This window comes from Ferruginibacter paludis (assembly GCF_030409685.1).
GTDB classification, from domain to species: domain Bacteria; phylum Bacteroidota; class Bacteroidia; order Chitinophagales; family Chitinophagaceae; genus Ferruginibacter; species Ferruginibacter paludis.
Genome location: NZ_JAUFQJ010000004.1, coordinates 197122 through 210842, shown reverse-complemented (window position 1 = coordinate 210842; position 13721 = coordinate 197122). Strand labels below are relative to the sequence as shown.

Annotated in this window: 10 protein-coding genes; 9 read left to right on the top strand and 1 reads right to left on the bottom strand. The window is 42.6% G+C overall.

The annotated features are described in order from the left end of the window. Nucleotides 1-147 precede the first annotated feature (147 nt). The 5 genes from pafA (at nt 148) to QWZ08_RS06630 (ending at nt 7752) form a co-directional block, all read left to right on the top strand. Complete coding sequence (gene pafA, locus QWZ08_RS06650) at nt 148-1770, top strand: alkaline phosphatase PafA (protein ID WP_290336487.1); 1623 nt, start codon at nt 148-150, stop codon at nt 1768-1770. Between the two features lie 84 nt (nt 1771-1854). Continuing rightward, nucleotides 1855-2886 (top strand): hypothetical protein, encoded by a 1032-nt coding sequence (locus QWZ08_RS06645; RefSeq protein ID WP_290336486.1) that lies wholly within the window; start codon nt 1855-1857, stop codon nt 2884-2886. Between the two features lie 143 nt (nt 2887-3029). After that, a complete protein-coding gene (locus tag QWZ08_RS06640) occupies nt 3030-4913 on the top strand; it encodes an ABC transporter ATP-binding protein (RefSeq protein WP_290336485.1) in 1884 nt (627 codons plus the stop codon). Between the two features lie 27 nt (nt 4914-4940). After that, complete coding sequence (locus tag QWZ08_RS06635) at nt 4941-5966, top strand: phospholipase D-like domain-containing protein (protein ID WP_290336484.1); 1026 nt, start codon at nt 4941-4943, stop codon at nt 5964-5966. An 88-nt stretch (nt 5967-6054) separates the two neighbouring features. Beyond that, nucleotides 6055-7752 carry a GMC oxidoreductase gene (locus tag QWZ08_RS06630; protein ID WP_290336483.1) on the top strand — a complete coding sequence of 566 codons (1698 nt, stop codon included), beginning with the start codon at nt 6055-6057 and terminating at the stop codon, nt 7750-7752. Between the two features lie 65 nt (nt 7753-7817). On the opposite strand, the gene QWZ08_RS06625 is transcribed toward QWZ08_RS06630, so the two are convergent. Then, nucleotides 7818-8435: a transposase gene (locus tag QWZ08_RS06625; protein ID WP_290336482.1), complete on the bottom strand. Its 618-nt coding sequence runs from the start codon at nt 8433-8435 to the stop codon at nt 7818-7820. 184 nt (nt 8436-8619) lie between these two features. On the opposite strand from QWZ08_RS06625, the gene QWZ08_RS06620 reads away from it, so the two are divergent. The 4 genes from QWZ08_RS06620 to QWZ08_RS06605 all read left to right on the top strand — a co-directional run bounded on the left by QWZ08_RS06620 (nt 8620) and on the right by QWZ08_RS06605 (nt 13721). Then, the gene (locus tag QWZ08_RS06620; protein ID WP_290336481.1) at nt 8620-10176 is read left to right on the top strand and encodes a serine hydrolase; all 1557 of its coding nucleotides are present in this window, start codon (nt 8620-8622) and stop codon (nt 10174-10176) included. Between the two features lie 315 nt (nt 10177-10491). Next, nucleotides 10492-10950, top strand: coding sequence for a (2Fe-2S)-binding protein (locus tag QWZ08_RS06615; RefSeq protein WP_290336480.1), 459 nt, complete (start codon nt 10492-10494; stop codon nt 10948-10950). A 51-nt stretch (nt 10951-11001) separates the two neighbouring features. Continuing rightward, the gene (locus QWZ08_RS06610) at nt 11002-13170 is read left to right on the top strand and encodes a xanthine dehydrogenase family protein molybdopterin-binding subunit (RefSeq protein WP_290336478.1); all 2169 of its coding nucleotides are present in this window, start codon (nt 11002-11004) and stop codon (nt 13168-13170) included. A 140-nt stretch (nt 13171-13310) separates the two neighbouring features. Further along, nucleotides 13311-13721 (top strand): c-type cytochrome, encoded by a 411-nt coding sequence (locus QWZ08_RS06605; protein WP_290336477.1) that lies wholly within the window; start codon nt 13311-13313, stop codon nt 13719-13721.

Below are 13721 nucleotides of genomic sequence, written 5' to 3'. Positions count from 1 at the left end.
GCATATCCATTCTCAAAATGGCGTTGGTTAGCAGGAGAAAATGCAAAGACCCACTAAAAAATAATTGTTAACAAACGCAACTTTTTATTATGTAAATTAGAGCTGGTATTCACTACTTTTTGTCTCTTTCATCCTAATAAATGTTGTATGAAAAATTTCATTGTAACAATACTGGCCAGCGTTCTTTTTTTTAATCTTTCTGCTCAAAATCCCGTTGCAACTGCTCCGTCTAAACAGGCCACTGTTCAGCGGCCAAAGCTGGTGGTGGGTATCGTAGTGGATCAAATGCGCTGGGATTACCTTTACAGGTATTACAATCGCTATGCAGCTGATGGCGGCTTCAAACGCCTGATGGGTAAAGGGTTTAGCTGCGAGAATACATTTATACCTTATACACCTGCTGTAACCGCCTGTGGCCATACCGCTATTTATACAGGTTCAGTTCCTGCTATCCATGGCATTACCGGTAACGACTGGTGGGATTACGATTTGAATAAATATTTATACTGTACCGACGATGATAGCGTAAAAACAGTTGGCAGTAATACGGAACTGGGTAAGATGAGTCCCCACAATTTACTGGTTACTACAATTGGTGATGAGTTGCGCCTGGCCACCAATTTTAAAAGTAAAGTGATTGGTGTTGCTTTGAAAGACCGCAGTGCCATTTTGCCCGCCGGCCATAGTGCCAATGCTGCTTTTTGGTATGATAATAAAACGGGCGACTGGATCAGTTCGAGCTATTACATGAACCAGTTACCGGCCTGGGTAAATGAAATCAACGCAAAAAAGCTGGTGGATAAATATTATACGCAGGATTGGAATTTACTTTATCCTGCTGCAACATACGATCAAAGTGCGCCGGTTGTCAAACCCTTCGCTCATCCGCTGAAACAATATGTTGCCAAAAATTATGGCGTTATTTCCGCAACACCCTTTGGCAATAATTTTACTTTTGATATGGCGATGGCAGCCGTAAATGGTGAACAGCTTGGTGCAGGCTCCTCAACTGATATGTTAACCGTTAGTCTTTCTTCACCAGATTATATTGGCCATGCCTACGGCCCTAATTCCATTGAAGCAGAGGACGGTTTTTTAAGACTTGATAAAGAGTTGGGTGACTTTTTAAATTTTTTAGATCAGCATTTTGGCAAGGAAGAATGCCTTGTTTTTCTAACGGCCGATCACGGCGCAGCCAACGTGCCTGCATTTTTAAAAGAGCATAAAATACCGGCCGGTAATTTTGATGATGAAAAAATTACGGGCGCAATTAACCTGCAGCTGAAAACAAAAACGGGTATTGATGAACTGGTGATTGGCATTATGAATTACCAGGTATATCTTAACCGCAATGCCATTGTAACATCAAAACTCAATAAAGATTCTGTTGACAAATGGGTAATGGATTATTTATTGCAGCAGCCCGAAATGGAGCGGGTATTGTTGCTGGACAACCTGGCTGGGGTAACGCTAAATGAAAAGATAAAATCAGCGCTTACTAATGGCTATTATCCAAAACGAAGTGGTGACCTTCAACTCGTTCTTAAGCCGCAGTACATCGATGGATTTTTGCGGGGCGGTACCACGCATGGCGTGTGGAATCCTTACGATACGCATATTCCGTTACTGTGGTATGGTTGGAAAATTAAACCCGGCAGCTTAAACCGGGAAGTATATATGACGGATATTGCCGCCACGGTCGCTGCATTGCTGCACATTCAAATGCCATCAGGATCTGTGGGACACGTAATTGAAGAAATAATGAAATAGCTTTTTACAAATAGTTATTTTGCATCACAGGTTTTGATGATAACCAGCATTGCAAATCAACATTTATCATCGAACTATTTTTTTATGCAACTATTTTTTATAAGACTGCTGGTAGTAATTATTTTACCGCTATGCGTTTACAGCCAGTCCGCAACCTTTGATAAGGTGCAATTTTTTAAACAGGAAAAGCCTGTACCAGTTACGCTGGAGGCTTACTGGAGTAAAATAATGAATCAAAAAAATACAGAGGGTAAAGTGTTTCCGGCAAGGCTTAAAGCTACTCTTGATGACAGTTCCCATTCCGATGAACCGGTAGATCTCTTGGTACGCGGGCATTTCAGACGTGATTATTGTATGGTGCCGCCAATCAAACTAAGTTTTTATAAATCAGAAAGCTCTGTGATGCATTCCCTTAAATCGCTTAAACTGGTTAGTGCATGCAGGCTTACCAATATTTACGGACAATACCTGGTAAAAGAATTTCTGTTGTACAAAATGTACAACCTCTTAACAGACAAAAGCTTTCGGGTAAGGATGTTACAGTTGGAATATAAAGACAGCAGCGAAAAAAAAGGCAGTTTTACCAATTATGCTTTTTTGATTGAGGATGTAAAAGACATGGCTAAAAGAAATGGGTGTAAGGAAAGTGATAGGGTAAAAGTAAATACGGTGAGTACTGACCGCAGGCAAATGACTATGGTAGCCTTGTTTGAGTATATGATTGGCAATACGGACTGGTCTGTGCCAGCGGGGCACAACATAAAATTGCTGGAGTCTAAAGACGACAGCCTTGCAAAGCCTTTTTGCGTGCCATACGATTTTGATTACTCTGGCATCATAAACGCGGACTACGCTGCACCAGATCCTTTACTCAATACCGAATCAGTCACGCAACGGGTTTACCGGGGATTTCCGCGTACAATGGACGAATTAAAAGACGCATTGGCAACTTTCAAACAGCAAAAAGATAATATTTATGCACTGGTTAATAATTGCGCATTGCTCACCAGCAAGAATAAGGGTTATATGCTGGATTACCTGGATAGTTTTTATAACATTGTAAAAAATGAAAGGACTATAAAAACAGTTTTTATTGACAATGCAAGGTATAATTGACCGTATGCGTTATTCATAAAAAACTACCAGGAGATGAAAGGAGCTTCACAGTTTATTTTAAAAATAACCTGTGCATACATTTTTTATTTTATCTGCGGTTGAAGCTTTTTTGATCAGGGTTTACACTGAAATTTCTCACTGGCATGGAAACAAATATTTCTGATAAAAGCAGCAACTTCGCCGGTTCAGTCACACGCAAAAAAGCCGGGGGGCTAACCTCACTGGTATTCGGTTTAATACATCCTTACCGCAGGTGGTTGAATTTTATTTTGCTTGCCATGTTGGTGGAAACAGCCATGAGCCTGGCAGCACCCTGGCCGTTAAAAATAATCATCGATAATGTAACGGCCCATCATGCATTGCCTGGTTGGCTGGTGTGGATGCAGCATACTTTTTTTGGCAGCACCAATTCAGGTCTTGCGGCCGTAGCCGCCGTCTGCGTTGTATTGATTGCATTGACCGGTTCACTCGCCGGTTACGTAAACAGTTATTTTACCGAAAGTGTGGCGCAATATGTGGCCAATGATTTAAGACGTCGAATGTACCATCACCTGCAACGATTGTCCCTTGCCTATTACGACAGTACGCAGGTGGGAAAAGTCTTAAGCACCATCACATCAGATGTTTCAACTATACAGGATTTTGCATCCGCAGTTTTGCTAAGCATTTTTATAGATGTGCTTACCATCGCCGCTATGCTGGGATTGATGTTTTACCTCAATTTTCATTTTGCGTTGATTGCTGTTGCTGTCACACCGTTCCTGTTATGGTTTATCGCCCGTTTTAAAAAAGTGGTAAAAAAAGCCACGCACGAAGTACGACAGGAGCAAAGTAATATGGTAGTAATATTACAGCAGGGGCTGGAATCTATCCGTTCTGTAAATGCCTTTGGCCGCCAGGATTTTGAGGAAGATAAACTGAAAAAAATAAGTCTTAAAACAGTGGGTGCAGCATTAAGGGCAAGGCGCTTAAAATCGCTGATGTTACCTGTTGTAACCGTTACGGTGGCTATTTGTACAGCCATTGTGCTGTGGCAGGGTGCCGGCCTTGTTGTTAACGGCACTATGACGGTAGGTGCGCTGACTGTTTTTTTGGCCTACCTGGCAAAATTTTTTCACCCGGTGCAGGATCTTGCTAAACTAACCAATACAATAGCCCAATCAACCGTGGCACTCGAACGCATCAAGATGATTCTTGACACCGATTCATTTATTCCACAAAAACCAAATGCCATCGTTCCCGGAAAATTCAAGGGCGAAATTATTTTTGAAGAAGTTAGTTTTTGTTACACCAAAGAATCGCCGGTTTTGCACCAGCTTAATTTGGTGATTAAGCCAGGCCAGCGAATTGGTATTTGCGGTGCTACCGGTTGCGGTAAATCTACCGTGGCCAGTTTAATTCCCCGTTTCTATGATGTTACAGGTGGACGCATTTTGATTGATGGCATTGATATAAAAGATTATCAGCTGGATGGGCTAAGGAGCCAGATTGGCTTTGTGCTGCAGGATACAGTATTGTTTTATGGTTCCGTAAAAGAAAACATTGCTTACGGCCGGCCGGAAGCTTCCGACGCAGAAATTATTGCTGCAGCAAAACTGGCCAATGCTGATGATTTTATCGTAAAAATGCCGCATGGTTATGATACTTTGGTAGGAGAAAGGGGAATGACTTTGTCCGGTGGTCAGCGTCAGCGCATTGGTATTGCCCGGGCCATTTTGCGCAACTCGCCGATTCTTATTTTAGATGAACCGACAGCCGCACTGGATGCCAGCTCTGAAAAAATTGTGATGGAAGCATTGGAAAAACTGATGAAGGGGCGCACGGTAATTATCATCGCTCACCGCCTCAGCACTATCCGCAATGCGGACAAAATTATTGTAATGAAAGATGGCCTGGTAGCCGAAGAAGGAACACATCAGGAACTGCTCGAAAAAAATAAAATGTATGCCACCCTGTACCATGTACAGGCAAGTGAATCTGCAATAGACATTTTAAAGGAAAGTTCGGCGCTCACAGGTAACGTATAAATAGTAATATTCAAAAATTAAATAAGTATGTATCACCGCTCTGTTCTTATTTTACCTGATGATGGCATCCAGCCTGTGATTGAGGCGATTGAAACGGCGAAAATAAATCTGCGGATAAAGATGTTTGTATTTTCTGACCCCGTGCTGATTGATGCGGTAATGGCAGCAAGTAAACGTGGTGTTAAAGTAAAAGTGATGCTGAACCCGGCAAGAAGGGATGGCGAAGAAGAAAATGAAACGACACATAAAATACTTGCAGCGGCAGGTATTGACGTAAAAGACAGCAATCCTAATTTTGGTTTGACGCATGAAAAGTCAATGGTGGTGGATGATAAAATTGCTTTTGTAAAATCGCTTAACTGGGAGACTAAAAATTTAACAGAAACACGTGACTATGCTATCATCACGTCACATCCACACGAAGTGAAAGAAATTGTGATGTGCTTTGAAGCTGACTGGGACAGGAAAGATTTTAACCCCGGCGAAAATGCACATTTGATCTGGTGCAGTGGCAATGGCCGGGAAAGGATAGCACATTTTATTGATGAAGCAGTACATACTTTGTTTGTACAAAATGAACGTTTCCAGGACCTGGTGATTATTGAGCGGCTGGTACGTGCCGCAGAGCGTGGTGTAAAAGTGCATGTGATGGTTAGGCCTCCGCACACCCTAAAAAAAGAAAAGCTGGTAGAAGGCGTGGGTGGCTTGAGAATAATGAATGATGTAGGTATCAAAATACATAAATTAAAACACCTTAAACTGCATGGCAAAATGTTGCTGGCAGACGGCTGCCGGGCTATTGTCGGCTCTATCAACCTCGCTCCGGGAAGTTTTGATGACCGCCGCGAACTGGCCATAGAAGTGCATGATGCAGCCATAGCGGAGCGATTGCACGAGATTGCTCATTTCGACTGGCATAATTCTCATCCCCTCGATCTTACTGATACCGGCCTGTTTGAAGACCTTGAAAAAAGAGGCCATGGTGGATCAGAAAAATTGGTACTCGACCTGGATGTGCCGAAGCATAAAAAACACAAAAAGCATAAAAAATAACTTCTTCTTTTTAATATCCATTTTACAGGCTGTTATCATTTTTTATAAAATTTGGGTTGTAAATTTACCCTTCACACAAACAGCTTATATGCCTCCGGATTCCACGAATATTAATAATAAAGCCACTACCCGAAACACATACGACGTAATTATAGTAGGCTCCGGCATTACCGGCGGCTGGGCAGCCAAAGAATTGTGCGAAAAAGGATTAAAGGTATTGTTACTCGAAAGAGGCGCCAATGTAGCACATCCCAACTATCCGACTGCCACAAAAGATCCCTGGGATTTTCCACATCATTTGCATTTGTCAGAAGCCGATAAAAAAGAAAAATTTATCCAAAGCCGCCATTGGTCTTTTAAAGAAGACAATAAACATTTTTACATCAACGACCAGGAAAACCGGTATGATGAAATCAAGCGTTTCGACTGGATACGGGGAGACATTGTTGGCGGTCGTTCGCTGCTTTGGTCACGGGCCTGTTACCGCTGGAGCGATCTTGACTTTGAAGCCAATTTTAAAGATGGTCATGGTGTTGACTGGCCCATTCGTTATAAAGACCTGGCGCCCTGGTATGATTATGTAGAATCTTTCATTGGTGTAAGCGGCTCTTCAGAAGGCTTACCACAATTACCGGATGGTGTTTTTCAGCCGCCATTTGAGATGAATGCGGTAGAAAAATATTTTAAAACAAAAGTAGAAGCGGGTTTTGCAGACCGCAAAGTAATCATTGGCCGCACTGCCAATCTTACCAAACCGGTGCAGGGGCGTGGTCAGTGCCAGGCAAGGGATCTTTGTCACCGCGGGTGTCCTTTCGGGGCTTATTTCAGTACCAATGCCAGTACCATGCCTGCGGCTTATGCCACGGGTAATCTAACGGTTAGGCCCTTGTCGCTCGTAAATAAAGTGCTGTATGATGAAAAGAAACAACGTGCAACCGGCGTTGAAATAGTGGACATGAAAACCAATCAAACTGAAGAGTTTTATGCTAAGCTAATTTTTCTAAACGCGGCCACTGTTGCTACAGCATTTATATTATTGAACTCAACGTCGTCCCGTTTTCCCAATGGCCTGGGCAATGGCAGCGGACAGGTAGGCCGTAATTTAATGGATCACCACAAAGGTTTCAGTGCTTCCGCAGCCGTAGATGGTTTTGAAGATATGTATTATTATGGCAGAAGGCCAACCAATATTTATATACCGCGGTTTAGAAATGTACAACAAAAAGATAACGGATTTTTGCGAGGCTATCACTTTGGCGCCAGCGCCTACCGCAACCAGCAGCAAAGCGATACCATCGGTGCTGAGTTAAAAGAAAGTATGTGTGAACCTGGTGGATGGCGCATAGGATTATATGCTTTTGGCGAATGCCTTCCTTATGCCGATAACCGCGTTACATTAAACAACAATAAAAAAGATAAATGGGGCAGACCGGTAATTGCCATCGACTGCGAATTTAAGGATAACGAAAAAGCCATGCACGAGGACATGGGCATTACGGCAAAGGAAATGCTTGCTGCCAGCGGCTTTAAGGATATACAGGTAGGAGGCAAAATTTCTTTTCCCGGCAACGCCAACCACGAAATGGGTACGGCCCGCATGGGAAGAGACGCCAAAACTTCGGTGCTCAACGGTTTTAATCAAATGCACGAAGTACCCAATGTATTTATCACCGACGGCAGCTGCATGACATCCGGCAATTGTGTAAACCCATCTTTAACCTACATGGCGCTTACAGCAAGGGCCTGCGATTATGCAGTGAAGGAATTGAAGAAGATGAATATTTGATTGTGCTGCCATAAACCTATAGGATTTTTAAAATCCTATAGGTTTGAAAATTGAAAAATTGAATGTCATTCAACAACCACTGCATGCCTTGGGGTTATATCTTGCCCATGAAATTGTACAAATGCGGCTTCGTTTCCAAACCATTGCAATACTTCTTCCCTTTTTATTTTTGTTGCTGCTGTAGATAAAATTGTTTTGTAAGACGACCAGGGCCATTCGCCTATCGTTTTGCAAAGTCCATGGTGTACTGCATTTTTATGAATATAGAAAATGGTGTCGGTAAATTGTTGTTGGCTTTCTATCGGAACCCTGCGTAAATAATCCGTAAACAAAGCTCCTTTTCGGTTGTATCGTTTATTGAATGACTTTGCATAACTGTTCAGCAGATTGCTACACTGCTGCATTACAAATTCAGGCTGCCATCCATCATATTCCTTTTGCTTCGGATGCAAAGAAAGAAACTGTTGCAGCAAAATTTCGACGGGCTTTATTTTAATGAAAAAATGAAAATGATTAGGCAACAGATTGTACGCAAATGTATCTGCAACAAGGGAAATGTATTTGTCAAAGCGACTTAGAAAAAACCTGTAATTCTCCTGTTCAATAAATAGCCGTTCATTGCCATTGGCACGGCTGAGGATATGATAAAAGCAATCTGGAACCAGGGGTTGGTAATAGTCCATTGCAGTAAGATAAATCTTTCTGCAGCCATTTGCAAGGGCAGGAATAAACCTATAGGATTTTTGAAGAACCGCCAAAGTGGTCGGTGCCCTCTAAATCCTATAGGTTAACCGTTCAAAGTTGTTAGTACCCGCAAATCCTATAGGTTTGCGATGACTGTCGTACATTCAATGAAATTTACACTCCATGCAATTGAAATCATTCCTCTTACTTACCCTCATCAGTACAGTTTTCGCCGCATCGGCACAAATCAGTTCTGCTTCTATCGATAGTTTGGTTGAAAAAACACTAACAACATTTGATGTGCCCGGTATTGCCGTGGCTGTTGTAAAGGATGGTAAAATTATTCATGCCAAAGGCTATGGGGTACGCTCTTTAAACACTAAACAAAAAGCAGATGAACATACGCTGTTTGGCATCGCCTCCAACACCAAAGCCTTTACCGCAGCGGCATTGGGCATTTTGGTTGATGAAGGAAAAATAAACTGGAACGATAAAGTGACTGACTATATTCCGGAGTTTAAAATGTACAATCCTTATGTAACGGAAGACTTTACCATCCGGGATTTATTGACGCACCGCAGCGGGCTTGGGCTCGGCGCCGGCGACTTGATGTTCTGGCCCGACTCCAATAATTTTACAAAAAAAGACATCATTCATAACCTGCGCTATTTAAAACAGGTGTCCGGTTTCAGAACAAAATACGATTATGATAACCTGATGTACATTATAGCAGGCGAAGTGGTGGCGAAAGTATCAGGTGTTAGTTGGGAAAATTTTATTGAAACACATATTCTGCAACCGCTTGGCATGACAGAAACGTCCACCTCGTTTAAAACTGTTCCCAACAAAACAAACGTGATTGATCCGCATGCGCCGGTGGATGGTAAGGTACAGGTGATCCGCCGCGACTGGAGTGGGGTGGCCAATTCTGCCGGCGGTATTTACAGCAATATTACCGACATGAGCAAATGGATCATCATGCAAATGAACAATGGTAAATATGGAGACGGACTCAGTAAAAAAATATTCAGTGAAGAAGTACATGAAGAAATGTGGACACCACAAACTATTATTCCCGTGCATGGTCCCTCACCTTACAACACGCATTTTGCATCGTATGGTCTGGGTTGGTTTTTAAGCGATGTAAAGGGCTACCTGCAGGCAACGCATACCGGTGGGCTCGCTGGCATTGTAACGCAAATTACATTGATACCCGAAATGAAATTGGGCATCATCGTTTTCACCAACCAGCAGTCTGGTGCAGCTTTTACGGCCATCACCAATACCATTAAAGACAGCTATCTTGGTGTTACCGGTGTTGACCGCATCAAACAAAACCATGACCGGGTGGTAAAAAATGAAGCAGAAGCAGCAAAAATAACCGGCGATATCTGGAAAGATATTGAAGCTCAGCAAAAGAAAAATACAGCGCCAAAAGACACCGGCCTTTTTACAGGAACTTATACAGACAAATGGTTTGGTGATGTACTGATCTATTCAAAAAATGGCAAGCTGTGGTTTGAGTCCAAAAGATCTTACTTATTAAATGGTGAAATGTTTCCTTATAAGGGCAATACCTTTATTGTAAAATGGGGCGATAGAAGTTTGGACGCAGACGCGTATGTGCAATTTGATTTGGATAATACCGGTAAAGCCAATCGTATAAAAATGAACCCGATCTCACCGCTGACGGACTTTAGTTTTGATTTTCAGGATTTGGATTTTACGAGGGTGAAATAAATATGCAAACATTTTTATTTACCTAAGCAGCTGTTTGTATTCTTTATAATAAGCGTTGAAGAGGAAAAAAGCAACCAACGCAAAAGGCAGATGGAAACACTCTCAGTAGCCAGGCTTTTAAGCCCGTCCATAAGAAAAAAGGGAAATCGGTAGAATTATCTGCAAATGAGGTTTAGATATGTTAAACAAACGATGAAATAGTTTGTTTAAACGATGGAGGCTAAATTCACCAAAACTGATAAAAATATTTCCCGCTACCCTTAAAAATATTTACTTTGTACAGTCATATTTTACAACTTCCAAAATAAACATACCATGGCTATTTATGAAATTAACATCAACAGTAAGTCTTATAAGGTAGATGTGGAACCCAGCATGCCGTTACTTTGGGTAATCCGCGATTTTGTTGGATTAACCGGAACCAAGTTTGGCTGCGGTATTGCGCAATGCGGGGCATGTACCGTACATCTAGATGGTACGCCCATCCGGTCTTGCAGCTTTCCTGTATCTGCCGTAGGCGCAAAACAAATTACTACTATCGAAGGGGTTTCAGCAAATGTAGATCATGCCATACAAAAAGCCTGGATAGAACTGCAGGTGCCACAATGCGGTTACTGCCAGTCGGGCCAGATAATGAGTGCAGTAGCGCTTCTGAAGGCAAAGCCTAAACCGACGGATGCAGATATTGATATTGCTATGCAGGGAAATCTTTGCCGCTGCGGTACCTACCAGCGCATACGCAGTGCCATTCACCGGGCGGCTGAATTAATATAACTGTTCGCTTTAAGGTATCTTGTTTTAGCTCATCTTTTCAAACTGTTTACAATGGAAAAAACCGCTTCAAATATCAATCGCCGGAATTTTATTAAACTGTCCGGCATTACAGGTGCCGGCCTCATGATAGGCCTTTCTTTAAAAGGAAACAATGGCGTTGGTCAGGTCGCCAATCTCAGTGGCGAATTGCCGGCCTTCAATTTAACACCCTTTGTGATAATTGAAAAATCAGGCACCATCACTATTTTTAATACAAGCCCCGAAATTGGACAGGGTGTGTTTCAATCTATTCCCGCACTGATAGCAGAGGAACTGGAAGTGTCGCTTGACCAGGTAACCATTAAACAAACGGGCGGCGAAAAACAGTTCGGTCCCATGCAGTTTGCAGGTGGCAGTATGTCTGTGAGATCAAATTATACCAACCTGAGAAAAGTGGGTGCCAGTGCAAAAGAAATGCTGCTGACCGCTGCCAGTCAGCAATGGAATGTGCCGGTTACAGAATGCCGGGCGGAAGGTGGAAAAATACTGCATAGCTCCGGTAAATCGGCAGGCTATGGAGAACTGGTAGAAGCGGCTTCTAAACTGGAAGTACCAAAATCACCTAAATTAAAAGATCCGGCGGATTTTAAATTATTGGGTAAAAATATTCTTCGGCCGGATATCCCTTTAAAATGTTCAGGTAAAGCCATTTTTGGAATTGATATCGCAGTACCCAATATGGTGTACGCGTCAGTGGCGCATTGCCCTGTGTTTGGTTCAAAGCTGGTAAGTTTCGATGATGCTGCAGCAAAAAAAGTAAAGGGTGTTACAAGAGTTGAAACCTGTGAAAGAATCATTGGTAAATACAAGTATCCCGCCGTGGCAGTAATTGCCGATAATTACTGGGCCGCACTGCAGGGGCGTAAGGCGCTGGTAATAAAATGGGATCACCAGGGCAACGAAACATTCAATTCAAAAACCTACGAACAAGGGTTGCGCAACTTGTCAAAAAAGGAAGGCGTAGTAGCGCACAACCAGGGAGATTTTGATACAACATATAAAGCAGCGCCGCTGAAGCTGGAAGCTTTTTATGAAACGCCCGTTGTATCGCATTCACCCATAGAGCCAATGAACTGCGTGGCTAGCTGGATGGAGGGCAGCAAGCTGGAAATATGGGCATCTACACAGGTTCCGGGCGATATCGTGGATTCTTTTTCAAAAGCATACAATGTACCAGACGGCAATTTAAAAGTAAATGTGTTGTTCAATGGCGGTGGTTTCGGTCGTCGCCTGTACAACGATTATATTCATGAAGCGGTACAGCTGACAAAAAAAATAGGGCAGCCGGTGAAGCTGATATGGACAAGAGAAGATGATACGCAAAACGGGCCATTCCGTCCGATGACTTTTTCTGCTATGAAGGGTGCCTTGTCTGCCGATGGTAAAGCCATTGCTTTTCAGCATAAAGTAATTGCGCCTTCACTGGATGCAAGTGAAAAGGAAAATTATGACCCGAATAAGCCCGATGGAACCATGACAGAAGGTATCAGTGAGCAGAAGTATGAGATCGCCAACATGAAAAATTTGTACGTATATGCAGATTCGCACATTCCATATGTTGCCTGGCGGGCAGTAACCAGTACTACGCTGGCCTTTGCGCACGAATGTTTTATTGATGAAATGGCGGTAAAGGCAAAGAAAGATCCGATGGATTTCAGGTTAGGCATGCTTACAAAAGAATCAGACACCAAAAACGTATTGCAAAAATTGAAGGAAGTAAGTAATTGGGATAAGCCATTGCCGGCAGGCTGGGGAAAAGGTGTTGCACAATATGAATTTTTTGCAGGGCTGGGCGGCTATGTGGTAATGGTTTCAAAAAAGGGCACCGGGGTTAAAATAGAAAAAATATATGCCGTGATCGATTTGGGTACGGTGGTAAATCCGGATACGGTAAAGGCGCAGGTGGAAGGCGCTGCTGTAATGGCTTTGACTGCCGCCATCAAAAGTGGGATTACTTTCGACAAGGGGCAAACTGTACAAACCAATTACCATAATAACCAGCTGGTACGTTTTAATGAAATGCCGCCGGTTGATGTACATATATTAGCCAATGGCGGATCAACCATTAAAGGAGCCGGTGAACCAGGGCTTCCACCTTTTGCACCCGCTTTGTGCAATGCTATTTTTGCGGCTACGGGCAAACGCATTCGCAGGCTGCCTTTTGATATTAATAAAGTGTAATTTTTAAATTAAAAAATCAAAAGTAAAAATAGGCAGATTCATGGAGCAGAACAGCTATATATTATTGGCTACCGGGGACCTATGGATGCTATCCAACAATTAAATTCATTATTCTCATAAAATTAAATTTGGTTTTTCGCATGTATAAAACAATGGTATCCTTTTTCATCGCCGCTGGCGTGATTTTTTTAACATCTTCCTTTTATCAGAAATATGATTTACCAAAGAGCATTGAACGTGGTAAGGATGTATATACTACTTATTGTATGAACTGCCACATGGTAGATGGCAACGGCACACCCGATGTGTATCCACCGCTCGCAAAATCAGACTACCTGAAGAAGCCTGTTAAGTTGCAGATACTTGCCGTGCTGAACGGGCAGGATGGGGAAGTGATTGTAAATGGAAAAAAATACAATGTTTTAATGCCGGCTCAAAATTATTTAACCGACGAGCAGGTCGCCGATGCGTTGAATTATGCACGCAACAGCTGGGGCAATAAGAATGCCCTGGCAATTACTCCTGCGCAGGTAAAATCATTGCGTAAATAG